Source organism: Affinundibacterium macrobrachii (assembly GCF_014652415.1).
Classification (GTDB): domain Bacteria; phylum Pseudomonadota; class Gammaproteobacteria; order Burkholderiales; family Burkholderiaceae_D; genus Undibacterium; species Undibacterium macrobrachii.
In genome coordinates, this window is the sequence record NZ_BMYT01000001.1 from 1,274,520 (window position 1) to 1,299,265 (window position 24,746).

Genomic DNA, 24,746 nt, shown 5'->3' on the forward strand with positions numbered 1-24,746 from the left:
AATCTTTCCTATTTTGCTTAGTATTCGCTTGACCATGAAATCTGCAATGTCTACCCCACCACGCCCACCTGTTGCCGTCCCACATAATTTGTTTGAAGACGTATTGGCGATCTTGACGGGAACATTGTTGGTATCGCTCGGCGTTGCCTTATTTAATCAAGCCGGCTTATTCACAGGCGGCACTGCAGGTTTAGCATTTCTAATTCATTACGCTAGCGACTATTCTTTCGGTTCGGTATTTTTCGTCTTGAACTTGCCTTTCTATTGGCTGGCTTGGAAGCGCATGGGATGGCGTTTCACACTCAAAACATTTATTTCAGTTGGCTTGGTTTCAGTGATGTCTGGCTTACATCCGAAAATGGTGCAACTTAGTCAACTCACTCCGTTTTACGTTGCCTTAATTGGTGGCTCTTTAATGGGAGTGGGCTTTATTGTCTTGTTCCGCCATCAAGCCAGTTTAGGCGGTATTAATATTCTGACTTTGTATCTGCAAGAAAAGCATGGTTTACGCGCAGGAAAAATCCAAATGGGTATTGATCTTTGCATCGTCCTCGCCTCGTTTTTAGTGGTCTCACCGGTTGCCATGCTCGCGTCTATCCTTGGCGCGGTCGTGCTCAACTTGGCGATTATGCTCAATCATCGGCCTGGCAGATATTTAGCGGTTTAATATCGGTATTGGTTGGAATATTTCCTCTAAGTTTTGCCCATATTTAAAGCACTTACAAAATACCCGTGTAAAATCGGTGTGCTAAGCACCGCCTACAGAAGCGCTGCAATTCACTACGCCAACCGAGGAAACCCAGATGAATCAAGTCGTCATCAGCGGCACAGGTCTATACACGCCGACCGAATCTATCTCCAACCAAGAATTAATCGCCAGCTTCAACGCCTATGTTGAACAATTCAATCAGGATAATGCCGCAGCTATTGCGGCTGGCGAAATCACTGCACTCGAACCATCAAGTGAAGCCTTTATTGAAAAGGCTTCTGGTATCAAATCACGCTATGTCATCAATAAATCAGGTGTGCTCGACATTCATCGCATGGTGCCGCATATCGCAGAGCGTAGTGATGATGAACCATCCATCATGTGCGAAATGGCGGTCGCGGCAGCGAAGCAAGCGCTGGAACGTGCAGGAAAAACCGCCGCCGATGTCGATGCCGTTATTTGCGCGGCGAGCAATATGCAACGCGCTTATCCGGCCATGGCAGTCGAAATCCAAAATGCACTTGGCATCGATGGCTACGGCTACGACATCAACGTTGCCTGTTCTTCCGCCACTTTTGGCATACAAGCAGCCATGAGCGCAATTCAAAGTGGTCAAGCACGAGCTGTGTTGGTGGTTAATCCTGAAATTACGAGCGGACATTTAAATTGGCGCGATCGCGATAGCCATTTCATTTTTGGCGATGCATGTACGGCGATCTTATTAGAACGCGCTGATCTAGCGACTTCTTCTCACCAATTTGCAATTTTGGGTATGAAGTTGAAAACCCAATTCTCCAATAATATTCGCAACAACTTTGGGTTTTTAAATCGTGCGGATGAAAGCGGTATCGGCAAAGCGGATAAATTATTCCGCCAGCAAGGGCGTAAGGTTTTTAAAGAAGTTTGCCCTATGGCTGCGGAGACCATCACCAATACAGTCCAAGCAGCGGGCTTAGATGTCAACACAGTGCAACGCTTCTGGTTGCATCAAGCGAACTTGAATATGAATCTTTTGATTGCTCGATTGATTTTAGGACGCGACGCAACGCCAGAAGAATCACCGACGATTTTGGATATCTATGCGAACACCTCATCCGCCGGTTCTATCATCGCTTTCCACAAACATCAAGATGACTTAGTCAAAGATGCAGTTGGCGTCATTTGTTCTTTTGGCGCAGGTTATTCAATCGGTTGTGTGGTGGTGAAGAAACTCAACTAAAAGCGACACTAGCACCAAATAAAAACGCCAGCCGGTGGAGACAAACAACTGCTCCGGCTGGCATTTTTTTATGCGTTCTTACTGGTTCGCAATTACACCGCGTTCCACCTATTTCGGTGCTGTCAGTTTATCTTTTTGTGCTTGCGCAACCAACCAATCCAATACGGGGAACAATGCTTGATTAGCCTGATCTTCACTTGGTCGGCCATGTTCACTACCGGCCATCGATGGAGAGGTTTGAAAACGTCCATCGACAATCAAAGTCGGCCAAGAATTGATTTCATAATCCGACATCACGCGTGGCGCACGTGCTTGTTTAGTCTTGATCGTAAATGAGTTATACGCACTAAAAAACGCTGCTTTATCGATCGTCGTTTTATTGATGAAATCACGTACCTGCTCATCCGTCATCAGGCGATTACGTTGCACATGATAAGCATCAAACACTTGATTATGTAATTCTTCTGTCTTACCAATCGCATCTAGCGCAAAGAATAATTTTTGCTGAGTCTCAGCACCAGGGTTCAGAACATGGATACGTTTGAACGCAATTTTATCGCTGTTTTTCTTTACCCATTCCGCAAGGCTAGGTTCTAAATGGTGACAAAAGTGGCAGTAGTAAGCAAAAAATTCTATCACTTCAATTTTGCTTCCCGCATTGGCGGCTTGCGGTTGCGACAGCAATCGATATTCCTTACCAGCCTCTGGTTTAAGAATGCTGGCATTGCTTGCCAAGTTCAGCAAACCCAATCCAGTTCCTGCAATCAATTGAGAAAACCGACGTCTGTTAATTTGAATAGGCGACATATTTTTATCCATAGAAGCAAACAAAAACTCAGTATAAACGCAAATATAGTTTCGCGTGCATGCTTCAGGATGCCATTCTAGTGACGCGCAAATCTGACTTACAATTGACCTTAGCGCGTGCAGTCAAACTCAAAGATGGCGTTTGACACCTATCCACGCGCCAAACGCGGGCAACAATAAACGAGCCTCTTCTTTTTGCCCTGCCAAGCCATGACCAGACAATGCGATTGCGTCTTGAATTAATGGACACTCGAAACTTTGAGGATCAGGCGATAAATTGAATATCGCGACTAAAGCAGGAGCGGCATCGGATTGGCGACTCAAGGCCAATAAAGGTTCTGGCACATCGTAGAATTGAATATCGCCACGCAGTAATTGCGGAATACTCTTTCGCCAACGCATCACGCGGCGCGCAAAATTCAAGACAGATTCCGCATCCTTCTCTTGCTCAAATACAGCCAAACTCAAATGCTCCATTGGCACAGGCAACCACGGTTTGGCCTTAGAAAATCCTGCATATGCTTGCTCACTATCCCACACCATAGGCGTACGACAACCGTCTCGACCTTTGGATTCTGGCCAGAAAGTCAGCCCAACCGGATCTTGCAAATCCGCATAAGCTAGCTCAGCTTCGGTCAAACCTAATTCATCGCCTTGATAAATACAAGGTGTGCCCTTCAACGTCAATTGCAAAGTCAAAATCATCTTGGCAAATGCGGCACTGGCATCGCGGCCTCCCCAACGCGTATTTACGCGAGCCACGTCATGATTCCCAACCGACCACGAGGCGCAGCCATCTTTGACTCGTGCTTCAAACGCCTCAACTTGTCGCCGGATATGTGCGGCAGAAAATTCTGCTGTCAACAAATTAAAGCTATAGGCCATGTGCAAACGTTTATCGCCTTCGGTGTACTGCGCCATCACTTCGAGCGCATCGTCCGCACCAACTTCGCCAATCGAAATCGCTTGGTATTCATCTAACAAAGCACGCACACTTTCCAGAAAAATTAAATTCTCTGGACGGGAATTATCAAATATGTGGGCTTGCATACCGTAGGGATTAGACGCTGCAACATTCACGGTATTACGTTTTTCTGCGACCGGATTATCACGCAATTGCTGATCATGAAAATGATAAATACATGCATCCATGCGGAAGCCATCTACACCGCGATCCAACCAAAAACGCATATTTTCTAAATGTGCTTGTTGCACCTCGGGATGATGAAAATTCATATCCGGCTGGCTGCTAAGGAAATTATGCAAATAGTACTGGCAGCGACGTGTATCCCACTGCCAAGCTGATCCACCAAAAATCGACAGCCAATTATTCGGCGGCGTTCCATCTGGTTTTGGATCAGCCCAGACATACCAATCTGCCTTGGAATTATGTCGATTACTACGACTTTCAATAAACCACGGATGCGTCTCAGCGGTGTGCGATAAGACTTGGTCTATCATAATCTTTAAACCTAGCGCATGCGCACGCGCGATCAATGCGTCAAAATCAGCTAGGCTGCCGAATATGGGATCGACATCGCAATAATCGGCGACATCGTAACCAAAATCTTTCATTGGCGAAGTAAAAAAAGGAGAGATCCAAACGATATCAACACCCAAGCTTGCAATGTAATCGAGCTTTTGTGTAATGCCGCGTAGATCGCCAATACCATCATCATTACTATCCTTAAAACTACGCGGATAAACTTGATATATGACGGCTTCACGCCACCAATTTGGATGCTGAGTAGGAATCATAGGTCGTGCGATTTAACAGATGACACTTCGTAGTAGGAATGACGATTAATATTAAGCTTTGCCGTTATCGTCACCGAAACAAACATATCGTAGATAAAAAAAGCCCCTCACTTACTCTCGTAAGGAGGGAGCCGAAACTCATCATCGAGCTGATTACCCCTCCGATGTGAGCAAGAAATACCGTAATAAGGCTGTAACAATAAATACTGTATCAAATACTTGTCAATGAGTAGCTTACACCAAACTAACGCGCTACTGTCAATAGCTGTCGCGCCGGAATGCGCATTTCTTTGCCACTGACATACAGCATTAATCCCAAGTCGGATTCATTTTCTATCATGATCGTATTACTTGCAACTGTCACTTTCAACAAACTACCACGGAAAGTAATACGGAAAGAATAGCCTTGCCACTGTTTAGGCAAACTTGGATTCAGATGCAGCACGCCTTGACGCACACGCACGCCACCAAAACCTTCCACCACCGACATCCACGTACCCGCCATCGAGGTGATATGCAGGCCATCGTCGGTGTCATGGTTGTAATCATCTAAATCCAAACGCGCGGTACGCAAATAGAATTTATATGCCAGATCCTCGTACCCTAATGAGGACGCTAAAATCGAATGAATACATGGCGACAGCGAAGACTCATGTACGGTCAGCGGCTCATAAAAATCAAAGTTCTTTTTGATCGTCTCTTTATCATAGTTCGCTTCAAAGGTATAAATCCCTTGCAATACATCGGCTTGCTTAATGTAGCAAGAGCGCAAAATCCTATCCCAGGACCAGTGTTTATGAATTGGATATTCGCCTTTAGGAATCGCTGTCATTTGCAGCAATTCTTTATCCATAAAACCATCGTGTTGAATAAACACACCGGTTGGCGCATCCACTGGCAACACTATTTTTGCCGCCACATCTGCCCAGATAGCCTCTTCGTCTTCGTGGCCACCAAATTGAGTTTTGGCGACAATCTCGGCGTAACGCTCTGGATCACTTGCTTTAACTTGTGCTAGAGATTCGCGGGTGTAGTTTAAAGTCCATTGCGCCAGCAAGTTGGTGTACCAATTATTGTTGACGTTATTTTCGTACTCATTCGGTCCAGTGACGCCCAGCATGATGTAGCCATTCCGACGATCTGACCATTGCACACGTTGACGCCAGAAACGAGAAATTGCGATCAACACTTCCAAACCGTATTCCGCCAAATAGCCGACATCACCGGTGTGATTGATGTAATTGTAAATCGCAAAACTCATCGCACCATTACGGTGAATTTCTTCGAAAGTGATTTCCCATTCGTTATGGCATTCTTCACCATTGATGGTCACCATAGGATACAAAGCCGCGCCATGTTTAAAACCCAGCTTAGCGGCATTTTCAATCGCGCGACCGAGATGCTTATAGCGATACACGAGCAATTGACGCGCTACTTTAGGATCAGCGGTTTTCAGATAAAACGGTAAGCAATAAGCTTCGGTATCCCAGTAAGTCACACCGCCGTATTTTTCACCTGTGAATCCTTTCGGACCGATGTTCAAGCGCTCATCTTCACCTGTGTAGGTTTGATTCATCTGCAAGATGTTGAAGCGTATCGCTTGTTGAGCCGCGACATCGCCTTCAATTGTGATATCGCACTCTGCCCATTTTTGCGCCCAAGCAGCACGCTGCTCGCTGAGCATCGTGGCAAAACCTTTGCTATAAGCAGCAGCCGCAGAAGTTTCTGCATTTGCTTGTATCGTCGCCTTATCTGCATACAAGGAAGAAATCACGGCGACATATTTAATCAGGCTAACGGATTGCCCTTGTTCTATATTGCAATTAACTGTATTGCCGACTAGCTTTTCTTGAGAAAACGGTGCGATCGTGTAAGACGCATCATCACCATCATGCTCCAGCGCTAACTTAAATGCACAGGCAACGTGAAAAGCTGTCTTCTTAGTCTCACCCGTGATCGCTGCACTTCCTTGCGCTGCAGTACGTGAAATTTCGATCCAAAATTGTTCGTCGTAATTGGAATCTTGGTTGACGACATTCAAGTCAAGTAAAGGTGAAAACGTGAGTTTTCCGCTGAAGTTGAGCGCTCTCACGGTATAACGAATTACTGCGTTGTCCGTATCAACAATGCTTGTAAAACGTGTAGCTTGCACTTCGACTTGCTTACCAGAAGCGAGCGTAGCGACGAAACTACGCTGCAAGATGCCCTCTTGCATATTCAGTACACGTTTAAAACCAGTGACTTGTGCTGTCGCCAAGTCTAACTCTTCACCATCAATGCTGACGTTAATGCCTATCCAATTGGTCGCATTGAGAACTTTCGCGAAATATTCTGGATAGCCATTTTTCCACCAACCTACGCGTGTTTTATCGGGGTAGTAAACGCCCGCTACATAGCTACCGCGTAAGCTGCTACCGCTATACTTTTCTTCAAAATTCGCGCGCTGGCCCATCTTGCCATTGCCTATCGAAAAAATACTTTCGGAGATACGATTCAAAGCAGGATCAAAGCCTTCTTCGATAATATTCCAAGGGTCTTTTTTGATGTAGTCTCTCATCGCTATCTCATCCGTATTGGTCTAACTAATTTCTTTTCTGAGTTCTTTTCCGAAGTCTTCTCTGCATCGAAGTTTGAATCGGCACTGGTAACGACTAGTTACAACTAATTACGCGAATTTAGCGAGCACATCAGTAATGCTCAATCCCGCAAAATTCGGCAATACAAAATGCGCTTGATCGAGCACATTCGCAGCACCAATTCCCACCACTTTCATACCCGCGTGACGCGCTGCCAAAACACCCGCCACAGCATCTTCAAACACAATGCAATCGCTAGCTGCCACACCTAACTCTTCTGCCGCTTTTAAAAATACTTCGGGATCTGGCTTTGCTTTACTCACTTTATTGCCATCGACAATCGCATCAAACTGATCGAGTAATTGAATGCGCTCTAAGATCAGCACTGCATTCTTGCTCGCTGACCCCAAAGCTACTTTCATGCCTTGTGCTCGCGCTGAATTTAAAAATGCAGCGGCTCCTGGCAAGATTTCTTCTGGACCAATTTGCTGGATGTACTCCAAGTAGCAAGCGTTCTTACGCACCAACGCAGCCTCAAACTCTTCCGCATCCAATTGCTTATCGCCTAAGCGCAAAATCAACTTCAAGGATTCAATTCGACTCACGCCCTTGAGTTGTTCATTGTCATGCTCAGTAAAATCAAACCCCAAACTATTCGCCAAACGCTTCCACGCTAAATAGTGATACTTAGCGGTATCTACGATTACTCCATCGAGATCAAATATGCAGGCTGGTTTCATAGGCTTAAGCGTCAACAAATTTAAATAAATAGCGCTCAATTGATTTTGCTTGAACTTTTTCGACAACAAAATTCAAAGCGCTTTGGATTTACGCAAAGTTTAATTCAAAGCGCTTTGAAAAGTAAAGAAAAAAAGCGCTTCTTTTGTTGTTTTATTCAATTACAGAGAGAAGGCTTGATCACCGTCTCATTAGAATCAAGCTTAAAAGGCAACGCATTAGAAATCTTCAACAGTAGCTTGAATTTTAATTGTTACATTATTGCAATTCAGAGTAATATTATTTATTGCAAATCTCTTATTGATTTAGGCAATCAGGCATCAATCTGCCGTACGATGCACTGCTACTCGGCATCATCGTAGTTGGATTGATACAAAGCATAGGAATCTATTTTTTTGTCACTCTACTCAGCAATCAACTTCGAAATCGCACATAAATTGATTTGAAAAATTTCTTGTAATGTTCCTTCCACATTGACACGATTCAAATTATGAACAAAGCCAATAAATCAGCTCAAAAAGCCAAACTCAAAGCTTGGCGTGAAGGTGAACGCATGAAGGCGCAAAACTTGTTCCCCCTAGCTGATTCGAGATTACAAGAGTTTTTTGAGATGTTAGAAAAGCTAAGAGCTAAGCATGGATGCTTTCATGATATTCGGCATGCTTTGCATGTCATTCAAGCGATGCGGTTAGCAAAAGAAGACGCCGATGGATTACTCGATTGGTGCAATCAACATGGTGGCTATTGTGATTGCGAAATTGCTGCGAATACATTTATGCATTGGCATGAAAATCGCGTTCGAACTTAAAAAAACAAACTTAACAGTTTCAATTTTTTGAAGTGAACTTCACAACATGAAATTACACATACTCGCAAAGTCTTACGATACGCACGGCGCACATAGTACGCTTTCCCCCATAGGCGACTTTTTGCTAACTGATGCACCGAACTTTGGCGACGCAGTTGAAGAGATTACGATCACACTTTGTTTTCATGATTCTGGTCCAGCAAAACGAGGTTTACGGGGATTGCTGGAACTACATCAAGCTTATCGGGCATCACTGCCCAAGGTCACTTTCCGAAAATCAAAACGACTTTTTGAAATTGAGATCGCCAGCGAATTAATGGATGGAAGAGATTGGAAATCTGCGGAAAAAATATCTCTGCCCTTATTTCAAGCTGGAGTCGAAGAAGTCTGTCACGCCTTGCAGTTGATAAAAAAACGGATCACGGCTGCGGATCAATTTGATGTCGGTGCTTTCTTAAACTACTGCGAGAAAAAAAAGAGCGAACTACCGACATCACTAAGCGCCCTACAAAAATTGTTGAAAGAATTGGAGATGCGTGCACAAGCATCACTTTCTAGCGACTCACTCTGGGAAACCCTAGACATTGACTGGGACTGCTTTCATCCAGATGCAATTCACACCCTTGATTCAGTGTTTTTTTGGGACGACTGTAACGATTTCTCTCCGCATGGCAATGATACCGGCGCTGACGTACTCGCTGAATATTTGGAGTGGATAGAAGCACATCCAAAATCAAACCCACTAAAACTACTTGAACTGCTCGCAAAACAATGGGGCTACGAATCATTTGCATCGATAGAAGAGGATGTTCGTGCAGATATGATTCTCGCTTTAACGTTTGCCGAAATCAAAGTGAAGAACAAATGCGATGAGACTTTGCGGCAAATGGCATTTTCTACACTTGAATGGCAAGGTCAACAAGCTGAGGCGGCGAAAGATTGGGAACATCGACTCGACAGAATCAAATCAATCAAAATCATAGAGGATAAGTTACGTTCATTAAAATTGACCGGACACAATCCATAACAATCCTTGACAATCCATAACAATCCATAAACAAGCTACACATTCAGTATGAAGAGAACATAGCATGAGTACTTTCAAATTTCACGCAAATTGTGTTGTCACGCAAGACCCGAATTGCGAGGGTCATTTAGTGGGCTTCGCCGATCAAGATGCAGCACAAATTTATTTGATGCTGCAACGTGCGTATGAATACGACGAGCAAGATCGCGAGCTTGGTATGGATACCTATTATGTCGAATGGTGTAATCAAGAGAATTCAGGTTATGGAGGCATTAGTCAATTCAGCTTACATCGTAACTTGGCAGAACTCATATTCGATCCCGATGTCAGTGCAGAATTAGACGACTTACATCAGATATCAATCAGCTTCAAGCTTGACGAAAATCAGTTTGAATCACTCAAACAAGCGCTGCAAAAAATTTTTGAGAATAGCAATTGTTTAAAAATATAAACGATCATTTCATCACCTGCGTTGTGAGAAAAGCCTACAACTCACACATGCAATCAAACATTCGCATGACTTTTCGCTTCAGGTCGACCACAATTAGACTTTCCAACACACAATTCGGAGTAGCTATATGAAACGCGTCACTGGCATAGGCGGCATTTTCTTCAAAGCAAACGATGCACCAACTCTACACGCTTGGTATAAGCGCCATCTTGGCATTGATGTACAGTCTTGGGGTGGCACCGCGTTCTCGTGGACTGATGAAGAAGGTAGACCGACTGGTGGCTCAACAATCTGGTCAATCTCGGCGAGAGAAAGCGATACGTTTGCGCCTAGCTCCTCCGCTTTTATGATTAATTATCGCGTCGAAGATTTGCATGGCTTAGTCAAATTATTGAAAGAAGAAGGCTGTCAGGTGCTCGATAAAATCGATGAGTCCGAATACGGAAAATTCGCTTGGGTGATTGACCCAGAGGGAAACAAAGTCGAACTATGGCAGCCTCCAGAAGGTCAGTGAATTTCATCACTTTTCATCGCGTACAAATGTCTGCTTGCGAGGTGCCGCTGAGCTGACCAAGATTAACCATGGCTGCGTAAGACTAACTAAGGCGTACTATAATGCGAGCCCATTTGATTTTAAGGAATCTTTATCTATGATCGATGCATTAATCGCTGGACGCCTGCACGGTATTGCCGAACAGAGAACAGGCCATGCTGGTTCTGTTTACGTTACTTGCAAAATCAAAGCGATGACCGATGATGGTGACAATATTATTTGCAATGTGATTGCGTTTCATGACGCCGTTTGCGCCCATCTACTACAACTGGAAGATGGTGCGAGTGTCAGTGTATCCGGTGCGCTAACACCCAAGGTCTGGACTGATAAGCAAGGCAATGTGCGCCCTGCCTTAGATTTGGTTGCGCACAGCATACAAAAGCTAGCTGCACGCAAAGACAATTAAAAAACGGCGACTTTGAACTGAAGCCCAATCATGTCGCCGTTTATTCTTAGAGGATTTCTAAAGATTTTCAACAGATCAATCGTTACGAACCAAGCGTCCATCTACAAGTTTCACGCGATCTCCACTACGCCACTCAGGTTCGCTCTCTGATTTTAAAGTACGCACTTCACCGTTTTCCAACTTAACACGAACCTCATATGTGATTCGTGTATTGCGGCTCTTTTCAATTTCATTGCCCGCATAACCACCACCAACCGCACCAGCAACCGTCGCTAACTTACGGCCATTACCTCCGCCAATCTGATTACCGATCACGCCACCGATCACCGCTCCAGCGACTGCGCCGACGCCACTTCCCTTTTCTGCTTTTTGCTCAATACTGCGTACAGACTCGACCGTGCCGCATTGAAGGCAAATCGGTTTCTCAGATTTTTCAGCAATAGAATTGGACGAAATTTTCTGCGATGCTGCTTGTGTAGAATTTTGATTCGCAGCCTTGCCTTCTGTCTTGGTCGAACTCTGCCTTCTATCAGGAGTAGATGTAGGCTGAACAACTTGTGCTGTCGCGGATTTTTCAGCATTCTTTACATCAACCATCGAAGCATCAGCTACATTAGAAACGGTGCCACTGTCACTTACACTGGCGATCTGCTTATCGACCTCAAGCTGGGGCTCGCCATTCGAACTAGGCAACAAACCTGTCATCGCAGCAACACCCACCAAACTGAATACAATGACAGAGCCAGCAGCGACCGCGATTAAAGGATGAAGAGATTTTTTCTGGTGATCACTCATTTTGTACTCGTTTTGTAGTTAGAAGTAAGAGTTTAACGGCAATACCTAATGCCTGGTTGACTAACATAAATCTCGACCAATTGTTCTTACAAAAAATATCGATGTTGAACTCTATACAAAACTCTCATAAGATGCGAGTCTCACTGTTTTATTTATAAGGATTTCTATGTCCCTACATCCATGGTCCGTATTAGGCGCCACATTCGTAATTGCATTAAGCTCTTCCGCCAATATCAATGCTCAAACAAACGTTCCTCCAACAGTTAAAGCACCAATGACAACGATGCCTGTTCCCCCAATCGCAGCTAAATCCAATTGGTCTGAAGTGCGTCACGGCGAAACCGTGACCGATGATTATCGCTGGCTACAAAAGAAAGAAGACCCCAAGGTCATCGACTATTTGAATGCAGAAAATGCCTACACCCAAGCAATGACATCTGGCGTGCAAGCACTTGCTGATAAGTTGTTTGCTGAGACTAAGGGGCGCATGAAAGAGACCGATTTATCGGTACCTGTACGTCGCGGAAAATACTACTACTATTCACGCACCGAAGCTGGCAAACAATATGGGATTAATTGCCGTCGCCTCGCTGACGCAAAACTCAACTATGATGAAAAAGCGGTTGAGGAAGTTTTATTAGACCAAAATGAATTGGCAAAAGGACAGAAATTCTTCATGGTGGCGGGCACTTCCGTTAGCCCAGATGATCGTTATTTAGCATATCTAACCGACACTACAGGCTACCGTCAATTCAAATTACAAATCAAAGATTTGAAAACTGGAGAGCTGCTCAAAGATACAGCCGAGCGAGTGACTAGTATGGCATGGGCGGCAGATAACAAAACCATGTTCTATGTGCAAGAAGATGCCACGACCAAACGTTCTGATCGTTTATTCCGTTTGATACTGGGCGACAAAGCGAACGAAATTTATCATGAAAAGGTTGAGCAATTTAGCATTGGCGTTGGTACAAGCCGAGACCGTAAGTTCATTCAATTGCAAGCATACGCAACAGATACCAGCGAAGCGTGGTTACTACCTGCAAATCAACCGCAAGCGAATTTTAAATCGGTATTGGGACGTGAAAAAGGACATCGCTACAACGTGGAACATCGCGATGGTAGCTTGTATATCCGCACCAATAAAAATGCAAAAAATTTCCGCATTGTTACAGCACCGCTGACAAATCCAACTGAGAAAAATTGGAAAGAAGTAGTTAAACATGACGACAATGTCTTGGTTGGCAACTATGAAGTGTTCCGAGATTACTTGGCCGTTACCGAAAAAACGCAAGCATTAAATCGTACCCGCATCTTCAATTTCAAAACCAAACAATGGAAGAGCGTGCAGTTCAATGATGAAGTGTATTTAGCAAATAGCGCAGGCACGCCTGAATTCACTGCACAAAAATTGCGTATGTCTTACCAATCGCCAACCACGCCACCAATGGTGATGGATGTAAATATGGCGACGGGTGAACGCACGATCTTGAAACAACAAGAAGTCGTCGGTGGTTTTGATGCGAGCAAATATGAAGCGCGTCGCTTGTGGGCGACGGCCAAAGATGGTGTCAAAGTGCCTTTATGGGCAGTCTACAAAAAAGGCGTTAAATTTGATGGCACCGCACCTACACTATTGTACTCGTATGGTAGCTACGGCATTTCTACCGAGGCGACTTTTGCTTTGAGCCGCTTAAGCTTGCTTGATCGTGGTGTGATTTATGTGCAAGCACACATCCGTGGTGGTACAGATTTAGGTGAGCGCTGGCACGAAGACGGTATGTTGATGAAGAAGAAAAATACCTTTACTGACTTCATCGCCGCTGCGGAATTTTTGATTCAAGAAAAATGGACTAGCAAGGATAAATTGATTATTCAAGGTGGTAGTGCTGGCGGTTTATTAATGGGCGCAGTTGTAAATATGCGTCCTGATTTGTTCAAAGCTGTCCATGCTGCGGTGCCATTCGTCGATGTCATGAACACCATGATGGACGCTAGTTTGCCGTTGACTACAGGTGAATATCTAGAGTGGGGTGACCCAAACAACAAAGCGGCCTACGACTACATGCGCAGCTATTCTCCTTACGACAATATCGAGAAAAAAGCCTATCCAGCGATGTTGGTAACGACCGGTTTAAATGACAGTCAGGTGATGTATTGGGAGCCTGCAAAATACGTTGCTAAATTACGTGCGCATAAAACCGACAATAATCCACTTCTATTGAAAACGAATATGGCTGCCGGACATGGCGGCGCGTCGGGGCGTTACGATGCGATTAAAGAAGGTGCATTTAATTTTGCTTGGATGCTGTCGCAATGGGGTATCACGGAATAACGCCAACCCAGAATCGCTCTAATTTTTTCGAGATAAATTAGAGACTTAAAATGCTAGCTTATTGTTAGCCGAATGCCAGCCTTAGTGCTGGCATTTTTTTATCTCAAATCGATTGATCAAGATCGCCACAAAAGCATCGATAGCCGTTCCCAACACGGTACACAGAATAAAACCCAATATCGACCGCTCACTACATCCCATAAAGAACGCTTTAGCTTCATTTAAAACAACGACTACTTAAAAAGTATTGATAAAAATAGACATTTATTTACCTATACATTACTCTGCGACTTAAAACCGTGCCTAAAAAGCATATTTTAAAAACACAAAAATAAGTCGTCAGGGAGATCACTATGGACATCGCTACAAAAATCAAAACTTGGGCAGGCAATAACCTGCCACTCATCTTCGCCATACTACGTTTCATCAAACCGAATCTTGTCCTCAAAGAATTTGCCTTGATCACTCGCTTTAGCGATGTGCAAGAAGCACTATCTCGTCCGAATGCGCTCGGCGTGACTTATGCAGAGAAGATGGAGAAAATTACCGCTGGCAGTAACTTTTTTCTCGGGATGAACGACACCCCACAATACACCCGCGATGTATCCAATATGCGTTTAGTAATCCGGCGCGATGACCTAGCTCAAGTCGTCACCCCTATGGTCGAGCGATTTGCGGAACAGCTGGTTAACAAAACGGCTGGACAAATCGAGATGGTTAGTCAACTCAGTAGCATCGTTCCTTGCCAATTTAGTGCTGCGTATTTGGGTGTTGCAGGACCAAGTCAAATAGAACTATTCGACTGGACTAGTAGTATGTTCGCTTATTTGTTTTATCCCGATAATCCCCCAGAAGTGGATCAAGCTGCACTCGCCAATAGTGTGAAAACTTGTGCCTATTTGGATCAACTCATCGCGCAAAGAAAACAAGCAATAAGACAAAATACCGCATCAAGCCAAGTCAGTGACGATGTACTTAGTCGTTGTCTGCAATTACAAGCCAGTGGCACGCCAGGCATGAGCGATCTGGATATTCGTAACAACTTGATTGGCATCATTATTGGTCTAATGCCGACCACTTCTAAATGCGCGGTCTTGGTCATCGACTATTTACTCGATCACCCCGCATTACTTGCCGAGGCACAAGCAGCAGCGCTACAAGACGACAATGAAAAACTCCGTAAGTTTGTACTTGAGGCATTACGATTCAATAGCTTTGGCGCCGGAATTTTCCGTATCGCCAATGAAGACTATGTGATCGCCAGTGGTAGTTTGCGCGCAAAGAAAATCAAAAAAGGCACTAAGGTCTTAGTCGCATTGCAATCAGCGATGTTGGATGGACGCGCACTCGATGATCCGAAATCTTTCCGACTCGATCGCCCTGATTATCATTACATGCACTTTGGTTATGGCATGCACACCTGCTTTGGTCAATACATCAATATGGTGCAAATTCCAATGATTATCAAAGCCTTGCTTCGCAAAAAAAATCTACGCCGTGTACCTGGAGAAGACGGCAAAGTTAGCTATCAAAATAGCTTCCCGACTAGTTTGCATTTGGCTTTCGATCATGTGTCATAAGTGACTCAATAGATCTTGGCATACTCAATGCCAATCGCTAAACCCGAATATTCATTAATCCTCATCACAAATTGAGAGGTCGAGATTATGCAAACCCAGCACCAACTTTCCCAAGAAGTGATTGAGGCCGAGCTGGAAGAAATCAATCAACGTCAATGCTTAGACAATGACGGCAAGCTGTTATCACGTCATGAACAAGCCTTGATCGATTTTGAACGTATCTTGCTTGCGCCTGAAAAACGTTCACCAGTTCTGAATGATGTGCTGGACGAAATTCACAACACCCAAGCGGCGTGGGATGCCGATCCTGATGTGGCACATCGAGGATTAGTTGGCTTAGCGTTTTCTGGTGGCGGCATACGATCAGCGACGGTCAATTTAGGCGTGATACAAGGGCTACGAAAACTAGGCTTGCTGAAAGCGGTCGATTATCTGTCTACGGTATCTGGTGGCGGCTACATTGCCTCTTGCTACAGCGCAGTACACGCGGTTGAAACGCAACAACAATCGGAACATGCAATTCGCACGAAAAAACAGACTGACAGCAATTTGCAAACTGAAATAGGAACAAGTCAGGAAGCTGAAAAAATCAAGCAAATACGCGCCCATGAGACCTTATTTGGACACCAGCCGGGCGTTCCAGAAAACGCTGTTTTTCGTCATTTGCGAAATAATGCAAATTACATGGCACCCGGCGGATTGATCGATGTGCTACGTGTACCAAGCGTGTTTTTGCGCGGCATGTTTGTCAACTTCTTGATCGTTTTTCCACTATTGTTGGTAATGGCCGCAATCAGTGTTTTACTCATCTCTAACACCTCAAACCCACGTCATCTAATTGCCTCGTGGTTTACTCAATTTCATTTACCTATCATTGAAAACTTCGCCATCACGCTTGCGCTGATTTATGCAACGATAGCGATGTATTTACTCTCTCCGATCGCTAATTTACTACTTGCATCAATCAAACAAAAAAGAAAACTAACGACAGGAACTGAAAGTAAAAACGTGGACTGGATTCGTCGCGACAAAGCAAGCAAAGTGTTAGGCTGGTGTATCGCTGCCATACTAAGTAGTTTCTTCATCGAGTTACAAGTCATCGCAATTCGGCTGTACGGCACTGAAGTTGAAGGTCGATTCAGCTTTCAAACTTTAATTCTGTTCGGAAGCTTCTCTGCTTTCGGGTTGAGTTATTTGGCGTCCAAGCTTTTGCCTAGCATCGCAAGTCTCGCATCACGACTAACGATCTATTTCTTGGGCTTGATTGGTTTTGCGGTGTTCTGGCTATTCTATCTTCATCTATGCAATGACCTACTGCGCACCGCGCCCTCCCCGCTACTTGAATTTACTTGGAAGAGTCCAATCGGTTTTTTCACTATTGCTTTGATCTTGTTCTTATTCAATCATTACACGGCGAATGTCAACTTTACTAGTTTTAGTTGCTTCTACCGAGATCGCTTAAGTAAAGCCTATATCTTTGGCTTAAACCGACAAGCCACGGTGCAACAAGCAGATGAGCTAAAACTATCGAAATTAGATTCGACATTCGCTCCCTATCACTTGCTCAATTGCACCTTAAATCTGAATCGCACTAGTCAAGCCTACTGCGATGACCGACGTGGAGACTTTTTCTTCTTCAGTAAGCGCTACGTCGGTAGTGTCAGCACCTCTTACTGCCGTACCGAAGAATTAGAAAAACAAAATTCTGACCTCAACTTAGCCACCGCAATGGCCATATCGGCAGCGGCGGTCGCACCAAATCTTGGAAAGAGCACTATTAAGCCACTAGTATTCATCTTGGGCATGCTCAATATTCGCTACGACTATTGGTTGGCAAATCCCACTTGGATTAAGCACAAACGAGTAGTCAAAAACCGTCCAGGTCCAAATTACTTTCTGCGCGAACTAACTAGTAACTTAACTGCCGACACCGCTTATATCAATTTATCCGATGGTGGTCATATCGAAAATTTAGGGATCTATGAATTAATAAGGCGAGAATGTAGGCTCATCATCGCTGCCGATAGTGAGGAAGATTTAGGCCTGACTTTCTCTAGTCTTGCAGATGTCATTCGTTTGGCGCAAATCGATTTCGGTGTAATCATTGTGATGCAAGGTTTAGACAAGATTCGCAATGGTCAACAGCACTATGCGATTGGCAGTATTTATTATCGCAATGAAAAAGTGGGAAAATTAATCTACTTAAAAACATCCTTGTTGGGTGATTTTAGTTTGCGAGATAGTTTGTCAGCAGACGCCTATTTATCCTCACATTTGCGCCGCGATAATTTCGCCTTCGATCACAATCCCTATATCGCGCATTACAAAATGCAAGACCCCGCATTTCCACATCAATCGTCAGCAAATCAGTTTTATGACGAAACTCAATTCGAGTGCTATCGCTCCTTGGGATTTCAAATCGCTACCGAATCACTAGGAAGACGCTGATACGTATTTTTTTAACGTCAACCGACAACTTAGCTTCTTCGTTCGATTCCCACTTTTCTAATCGCATTCACACGTAATCAATATTTTGATTACGTGTAATGAAAAAATCTCGCTCTTAAAATCACACCCTTACTAGTGGCAATAGCCAACCAGTATTGGCAATTCTGTTAGGCACAAAAAATGCTAAAGCATCTACACCAGCCGATTTCACTTCTCATTCAATCATAAAATAAATCGGCAAATTTGACTTCATATCGGGTAAAAAAACGGGGGTGCCTCAATGCCAAATCAACGTATTGTGGTGCAAGCGACGCAAGCTTGGACCGATACTGGAATCATGATTTCAGCAGATAACACTGTCATAATCAGTTTTCAAACAGGCGCATGGACTGCCGATCCGCAAACCAACCAGCAGCAACTTTATGGTCCCGCTGGCGACTCACAAATTATTGTTCCGCTGACTCAAACACAATATCCTTTAGTCGGTGCACCATTGGGCGCCTTAGTTGGACGAATTGGCGGCAATCCGGTATTTCTAATTGGAGCAGGTCCGACCGAAGTACCTCGCGACCAGACTGGCTCTTTGTGCTTGTGTATCAACGATGATATTCACGCGGTGTACGGTCCGGGGCTTGCCGACAACCGAGGTCAAATTACTGTCTTCATCTATCACAGCAACACGATACCCAATCTAACCCGCAGCATCATCAATGAGCCAGTGCAAGCATCACCAGCAGCGCCAACATCTAGTTTAGGTCCACTCGAATATTTAATTGGCACATGGACGAATAAACTCACCGATACAGACGATCTGCCCTACTCATACAATGTCATGCCCTTGCCTCAGCTTGACCCTAGTTCACCAACAGGCTACATACTCAAAAATTTTGCCTACTACGAAGAACTTAGCTTCAGCGCGATTCATGGCAGTGCAGCAAATCGTGGTGGAATCGGTACACAAAACTGCAATGTCTTATTCTACGAACAGCGCGTCTATTTCGCCGAAGGTCCGAATAAGAATGCGTTAGTACATGCAGAAAACGGATCACTACTCTTTATCAACGATCAGCTACAACTGCTTGGCCCTTACGGTAATGGAGACCAAGCAGGATTAGGAAATCAAACCGTCAAAGATAACGTCGCGCCTTCACAGCAGTTTAATATTATTAAGCAAATATCGGTACCACATGGCAATTCCATTTTAGCTGCAGGTAGCTATCAACAGCACTCTGGTGCGCCAACGATCCCTGTTGTTTCAAGCCTGCCAGAGGGTGTCGATACACAGCAATACACACAAATCCATCCTATTTCCAATCCCAACCCAAGCTACACACGCAATCCCAATCAAGCACTCGCCGATGCCTTACTCGCTGCACCGGTAACAACATTTCTTACATTGAATGTCAACAGCAAGAACGGCGGCGGAGGTGTCACTAACATAGGCTTTGAACAGCAACATGCGCGAGTCGAATCTTACCAATGTACCTACTGGTTAGAAGCCTTGAATGAAGCAACAGAATTCACTCAACTCCAATACTCGCAAACCATCATGATGCGCTTACCGATCGGTGAACAATTCATTCTTTTCCCACATATAGCGACGAACACCTTGAGCAAAACCTAGCAAAGTTTGAGAATGCGATTTCAAAATCCATTGCTTGATTTCAAATTGCTGGCGTAGAAAAAAACGCACAACAAACAATTGAGAAAAACAAGATTATTCAATGCTATGATGCATGTAAGTTTTTTTCAGTTGAACTCTCATTTGAACTTTCATGCAGCCATCTGATCCCCGCTTTGTTTCATCAAATCGCCCCCTCAATCGTCGTACTGCCTACCTCGCTGCGCGCAAAACACAAGAGATCAATCCGACCGTGCAACGTCAACTCGCTGCAATCAAGGCTAAGCATACGCTTGGACTGCCCTTACTTGATCAAATACAGACACAATCCAGCACAGTGACTCATGTTCAGTTGCATCCAAAACAAATAATCCTCGGCATCGTCGCTGCGACTTCATTTATCGCTGGCTTATTAGCAGCGATAGAGCAATCGATGCTAATTGCGAGTGCTAGCGGCTTGTGCTTTTTGCTTAGTACAACTTGGCTTGGACTTACGCGCCGTCACAATCGACAAACTAGTTCGACACAATCTACTTCAGTGGCTTTATTCACTGTTGACAATATCATCGCATTTGATCGTGCTATTGCTGCACTTTACGATACACGCGAAAAAGCTGAGCAGCCGCCACACGATTCTGAACTACAGCACAAATTAGATAAGCTGAAATCGATTTTGCTTTCGATCAAAGCGCAGTTTGTTCGCATCCACCAACTGACAGCGAAGTCTGATGCAACGGAAGTGTTGAGTTATGACGATCAGTTTTATTTGAATGCTTGCTTACAACGATATTTACCAGATAGTCTAGAAAGTTATTTACGCGTGCCGCAGGCAGCTCGTTTCACGCAAGCGGTTCAAGGAGAACAAACCGCCTTGGATTTGCTGCTGCATCAATTGCATCTCTTGCACAACGAAATTGATCAACGCGAACAAGCACTAACAAAAAACGCTGCTGAGCAATTAATGCGTCAGCAGCGTTTTTTAGAAGAAAAGAGTCGTAGCTCGCGCTAGTATTACTGCGTAGATTGCGTTGATTGCGTTGATTGCGCCTGAACGTCGCTGGCAGCGAGGTCGGAACGTGCCATCAAATCTGCCTCATGCGCATCGCGAATTGTTTTTGCTAAGGTAAATGTGGTGCTGATCAAGAATAACCAACTGACTACCATATAATTCTTTTCCGCAGCAGGAATATTCATACGCCACAGTCCCCAAGCTGTTAATAAAACAGCGGCTGCGAATGCAACCCAAACGGTCATCACCCATGAAGGCGTATCGACTTGCCCATCACGATTGTCACGGATCATTTTAGCGACCGCAAAGCAGGCAAATAAGCTAAAGAACAAACCCAAAGCAACGAAAGCCCGATCTAACTCCTGACCAGGTAATTGAATCGTGCCAACCGCACACGCCACCACTGCGATCGCAAACGCTAACCAAACCTGCAAACGCCACGCATTACTATCACGATGCATAATGTACTGTGTTGCCATACTTAATTCCCCTTTTTTATAAGTCATCACTGCATTCAAAAACTCATCACACCAAATACTATTTTAAAAACCTAGTTGAGCGACTACAAAGCGACTGGTCCAGATAATTCTAGCTGTGTTGCTGCACGCGCCTGTTGTTGACGATGCTTATCTAGATAGTGTTCTGCCTTTTGCAATTGCTGTTGCAGAATATGATTGTTCTGTCCCATCACATCAATTGCCTTCGAGCGAAACGTATCCATCGCATCCATCGTTTTAAATGTTTGCTCAAACATTTCTTTCAGTTTGTCGATTCCCAACATCGGATTTTGTGCAAACTGACCAACCTTATCCGCATGTTGATTTAATTGTCGGCCTGTTTCTGCGACCAAATTCTCTATCGTGCTATTTATTCCGCTTAAGGCATCCATCACTTTCATTTGATTACCAGTTGCACGAGCCAGCGTTTGCGCCACCGCCAATGCACTCATGCCAGTTGTAGCGACGCGACTACAACCATTCATCATTTCGCGGCCGGTCTTCTTTAACACATCTAAGGCCAGATAACCATTGGTACAAACTGCTTGTTGCGTCAACATATCTTGTAGATTCTGCCTTGCATAAAACAATACCTCTTGTTCTAGAGCTTGCGCACGCAATGCATCAGTAGTCTTAAGAATTTGTACGCGTTCATGCAAACGGCGATCTAAGGTTTCTGCAAAGTGAATAGCGGCATTCAGTTTTTGCATGGCTTCCCATAACTTTTGACGCGTCGCTTCAATATCAATCACATCACGTTGCATATCGTCACGCGCGGCATACAACTGTTGCATACTCTTTTGCAATTGTCCTGCCGCGCCCTGATATTTACGAAAATAACTTTGTAATTTATTCCCATAAGGAATCAAACCAAATAATTTTTTCGCTTGAAATAAATCCCCCTCTTTACCTGGATTTAAACCATCCAAATGTCCGCGCATCTCTTGTATCGCCTTAAATGCAGAACTATCTTCCATCCCAATAAAATTGGCTTGCATTAAGCGACCTTGCATTAATGTGGAAGCAATCGAGATTTCCTCGCGACCAAGTGCAAAAGCACTGTCAAGCCGTGCCTTGAAGCCCTCGCTTTGCAGATCTTCGGTCAGCAATCCTTGCATAAAACGATCAACTTGCTCTTCCACCGCGTTTTTCAAGTCATCGGTCAACGGTACGGCTGTCTTTGCCATTTGCTCACTAACAGGTGTCATCACCTCTGGTGCTTGCAATACAAATGTATCGTTTGAACTACCCACAATCTGCTCGGTCATCTGATCCCTTTCGGTTAGATTTAAGATATTGGCAATTTAAATTGAATATGCCTAGATAGCAACAATTACTTTGGTGTGCAATCTCGATAAACTGCGCTTCACTACCTCTGTAAATAGTTGCGTGGGCCGGAGTTTGGAATTGATTGCGACTGATTTCCACTCAAGATTAAATAGTTTCAAGTTCTTACTCAAAAGGTGTCTGGATACGATACTCGGCGGCGACTTTTCAGAATGTCGCCAGAAAATTTATACGCAACCGAGATTCTACGGAATCAGTTTGCTTGTAAAATGAGAAACTACTATCAATCGCTATTTCATCTCATCTGGCTATGCGCCCTGCAAACAAACTCAAACTTAGTTTCGCCATCTTTATTTTGCTGTGTCTATTTTCTTATTTAGACCGACCATTTCCCAACTCGAAAACGGTCTACGACAGCGTGCCTTTGCCCGCAACAACAGCGGGTAATCTGCAAGCGAGTTTCGAGTTTTTATCTGCCGACAAAAAGAATGCGCAATCGTGGTCATTACCAGATTACATCAACTCCGTCACCGCCGAGCACCCGCAAAAAACCGGGGCGTATATTTTAGAAAATGGATTCGAAGCGTTACTCGCGCGTGCATGGTTGGCCGACCATGCAACCAAGAGCATCGAGGTCCAGTATTTTATTTGGAGCAATGACAACATCGGTACCTTAGCCTCGGAAGCCTTAATCCGCGCGGCCAATCGCGGTGTTAAAGTACGCGTCATCGTTGATGATTTGCTCATCGAAGCAGAAGACAAAACCATACTCGCGTTAGCCAAACATCCCAATGTAGAAATTCGCATCTACAATCCCAAACATCGCGTTGGTACCAATATTGGTAAACGTTTATGGAATATTGTCGCTGACTTTAAATCAGCCAATCAGCGCATGCATGACAAAACCTTCGTGGTCGACGGCTTGGTCGCAATCACTGGCGGCCGTAATATGGCAAGTGAATATTTTAATTTCCATCATGAATCTAATTTTCGTGATCGCGATGTATTAATACTCGGCAGCGCCGTCGCCAAAGTCGGTAACAACTTTAATAATTTCTGGCGACACCCCTTGAGTGTTCCTGTAGAAACCATTTTTGCGGAACATCGCTTCATGCAAGCATCACCGGAAATTAGCAATCAAGAAGTGGCCAACATCTATCAACAATTGCATGCCTATGCGAATCTCGATAGTAATTTTGATCCCTTACTCAAACAAGCGATACGTAGCATCCCAGAATCATTCGAACGCTTGTCAAAAGAAATTGTCTGGACAGACGTGGAATTTATTCATGACATACCAGGGAAAAACCGCAGTGCGGATTTGCAAGGTGGCGGTGATAGCACGCGCGCATTAGCGACTTTGGTGAATCAAGCGCAGCAAGAAATCTTGATCCAGTCACCGTATTTAGTTTTATCCGACAAAGCAATCGCGATGATTAAACGCAGTTTAGAGCGAGGCGTAAAAATCACCATCAATACCAATTCCTTGGCTTCTACCGACAACTTACAAGCCTTTAGTGGCTATCGTAACCAGCGTGAAGAATTGTTAAAGATGGGAGTAAAAATCTTTGAATTTCGACCAGATGCAGAAAGTCGAGGGAAATTACTCAAGTCTCCTGTCATCGACAAATACAAACCCGCGGTATTTAGCCTGCACGCCAAATCGATGGTGATCGACAATAAGATCGCTTATGTGGGAACATTTAATTTCGATCCACGTTCTGAGAATCTGAATACCGAAGTCGGCGTGATCATCCGCAACCAACAAATTGCGAAACAACTGGCACAAGCGATAGAACAAGATATCCAACCCGGCAATAGCTGGAACGCCGAACTCGATGATCCTGATCAACACGTCGCATACTCGAAGCGATTTCAGGTTTGGCTAATGCAGTTACTGCCGCTACGCCCCATCTTATAATTGACATGTGAAAACGGAATTTACACGTAAAAAAACCTTAAGACCTAAGCATTTAAACCTCAGCCGAAAAAAAGAATAAGTCTTATTGTCATTCATAAAAGACTCGCACATTTTTTCGATTCATATTTAGTCAAGAATCTTTCTTTAGAGATATATGCGGCATAAATCGTGCTAGCATAAGATGCAAACTTCGCGAAGGTG

Annotated in this window: 20 protein-coding genes; 13 read left to right on the forward strand and 7 right to left on the reverse strand. The window is 44.3% G+C overall.

Features of this window, described 5'->3' with window-relative positions:
• Positions 1-46: 46 nt before the first annotated feature.
• Positions 47-667, forward strand: a complete 621-nt coding sequence (locus tag IE103_RS05605) for a YitT family protein (protein ID WP_189344963.1) — start codon at positions 47-49, stop codon at positions 665-667.
• A 136-nt stretch (positions 668-803) separates the two neighbouring features.
• On the forward strand, positions 804-1,928 hold the full coding sequence (locus IE103_RS05610) for a beta-ketoacyl-ACP synthase III (RefSeq protein ID WP_189344964.1): 1,125 nt from the start codon (positions 804-806) through the stop codon (positions 1,926-1,928).
• 108 nt (positions 1,929-2,036) lie between these two features.
• Here IE103_RS05610 and IE103_RS05615 read toward each other — a convergent pair whose 3' ends face one another.
• The 4 genes from IE103_RS05615 to pgmB form a co-directional block, all read right to left on the reverse strand.
• Positions 2,037-2,735, reverse strand: coding sequence for a thiol:disulfide interchange protein DsbA/DsbL (locus IE103_RS05615; RefSeq protein ID WP_189344965.1), 699 nt, complete (start codon positions 2,733-2,735; stop codon positions 2,037-2,039).
• A 129-nt stretch (positions 2,736-2,864) separates the two neighbouring features.
• On the reverse strand, positions 2,865-4,493 hold the full coding sequence (locus IE103_RS05620; protein ID WP_189344966.1) for an alpha-amylase family glycosyl hydrolase: 1,629 nt from the start codon (positions 4,491-4,493) through the stop codon (positions 2,865-2,867).
• Positions 4,494-4,737: 244 nt separating this feature from the next.
• On the reverse strand, positions 4,738-7,050 hold the full coding sequence (locus tag IE103_RS05625; RefSeq protein WP_189344967.1) for a family 65 glycosyl hydrolase domain-containing protein: 2,313 nt from the start codon (positions 7,048-7,050) through the stop codon (positions 4,738-4,740).
• Positions 7,051-7,158: 108 nt separating this feature from the next.
• Positions 7,159-7,848: a beta-phosphoglucomutase gene (gene pgmB / locus IE103_RS05630; RefSeq protein ID WP_229827088.1), complete on the reverse strand. Its 690-nt coding sequence runs from the start codon at positions 7,846-7,848 to the stop codon at positions 7,159-7,161.
• 449 nt (positions 7,849-8,297) lie between these two features.
• On the opposite strand from pgmB, the gene IE103_RS05635 reads away from it, so the two are divergent.
• The 5 genes from IE103_RS05635 to IE103_RS05655 all read left to right on the forward strand — a co-directional run bounded on the left by IE103_RS05635 (position 8,298) and on the right by IE103_RS05655 (position 11,052).
• Entirely contained in the window at positions 8,298-8,615 is a 318-nt protein-coding gene (locus tag IE103_RS05635; RefSeq protein WP_189344968.1) for a DUF2695 domain-containing protein, read from the forward strand.
• A 46-nt stretch (positions 8,616-8,661) separates the two neighbouring features.
• Positions 8,662-9,642: a hypothetical protein gene (locus tag IE103_RS05640; protein WP_189344969.1), complete on the forward strand. Its 981-nt coding sequence runs from the start codon at positions 8,662-8,664 to the stop codon at positions 9,640-9,642.
• Between the two features lie 64 nt (positions 9,643-9,706).
• The gene (locus IE103_RS05645; RefSeq protein ID WP_189344970.1) at positions 9,707-10,093 is read left to right on the forward strand and encodes an Imm10 family immunity protein; all 387 of its coding nucleotides are present in this window, start codon (positions 9,707-9,709) and stop codon (positions 10,091-10,093) included.
• A gap of 127 nt (positions 10,094-10,220) precedes the next feature.
• Entirely contained in the window at positions 10,221-10,607 is a 387-nt protein-coding gene (locus tag IE103_RS05650; RefSeq protein ID WP_189344971.1) for a VOC family protein, read from the forward strand.
• A gap of 136 nt (positions 10,608-10,743) precedes the next feature.
• Positions 10,744-11,052: a single-stranded DNA-binding protein gene (locus IE103_RS05655; protein WP_189344972.1), complete on the forward strand. Its 309-nt coding sequence runs from the start codon at positions 10,744-10,746 to the stop codon at positions 11,050-11,052.
• Between the two features lie 75 nt (positions 11,053-11,127).
• Here IE103_RS05655 and IE103_RS05660 read toward each other — a convergent pair whose 3' ends face one another.
• Positions 11,128-11,847, reverse strand: a complete 720-nt coding sequence (locus IE103_RS05660) for a glycine zipper 2TM domain-containing protein (RefSeq protein ID WP_189344973.1) — start codon at positions 11,845-11,847, stop codon at positions 11,128-11,130.
• A gap of 166 nt (positions 11,848-12,013) precedes the next feature.
• On the opposite strand from IE103_RS05660, the gene IE103_RS05665 reads away from it, so the two are divergent.
• The 5 genes from IE103_RS05665 to IE103_RS05685 all read left to right on the forward strand — a co-directional run bounded on the left by IE103_RS05665 (position 12,014) and on the right by IE103_RS05685 (position 20,840).
• On the forward strand, positions 12,014-14,182 hold the full coding sequence (locus tag IE103_RS05665) for a S9 family peptidase (protein WP_189344974.1): 2,169 nt from the start codon (positions 12,014-12,016) through the stop codon (positions 14,180-14,182).
• Between the two features lie 353 nt (positions 14,183-14,535).
• Positions 14,536-15,762 (forward strand): cytochrome P450, encoded by a 1,227-nt coding sequence (locus tag IE103_RS05670; RefSeq protein WP_189344975.1) that lies wholly within the window; start codon positions 14,536-14,538, stop codon positions 15,760-15,762.
• Positions 15,763-15,849: 87 nt separating this feature from the next.
• Complete coding sequence (locus tag IE103_RS05675; protein WP_189344976.1) at positions 15,850-18,210, forward strand: patatin-like phospholipase family protein; 2,361 nt, start codon at positions 15,850-15,852, stop codon at positions 18,208-18,210.
• Between the two features lie 280 nt (positions 18,211-18,490).
• Positions 18,491-19,834, forward strand: coding sequence for a heme-binding protein (locus IE103_RS05680; RefSeq protein ID WP_229827089.1), 1,344 nt, complete (start codon positions 18,491-18,493; stop codon positions 19,832-19,834).
• A gap of 151 nt (positions 19,835-19,985) precedes the next feature.
• Entirely contained in the window at positions 19,986-20,840 is an 855-nt protein-coding gene (locus IE103_RS05685; protein WP_189344977.1) for a hypothetical protein, read from the forward strand.
• 2 nt (positions 20,841-20,842) lie between these two features.
• Here the strand turns inward: IE103_RS05685 and IE103_RS05690 are convergent, their stop codons facing one another.
• Positions 20,843-21,319, reverse strand: a complete 477-nt coding sequence (locus IE103_RS05690) for a YiaA/YiaB family inner membrane protein (protein ID WP_189344978.1) — start codon at positions 21,317-21,319, stop codon at positions 20,843-20,845.
• 83 nt (positions 21,320-21,402) lie between these two features.
• Positions 21,403-22,605: a toxic anion resistance protein gene (locus tag IE103_RS05695; protein ID WP_189344979.1), complete on the reverse strand. Its 1,203-nt coding sequence runs from the start codon at positions 22,603-22,605 to the stop codon at positions 21,403-21,405.
• A 329-nt stretch (positions 22,606-22,934) separates the two neighbouring features.
• Between IE103_RS05695 and IE103_RS05700 the strand changes: the two genes are divergently transcribed.
• Positions 22,935-24,545, forward strand: coding sequence for a phospholipase D-like domain-containing protein (locus IE103_RS05700; RefSeq protein ID WP_189344980.1), 1,611 nt, complete (start codon positions 22,935-22,937; stop codon positions 24,543-24,545).
• Positions 24,546-24,746: the final 201 nt, after the last annotated feature.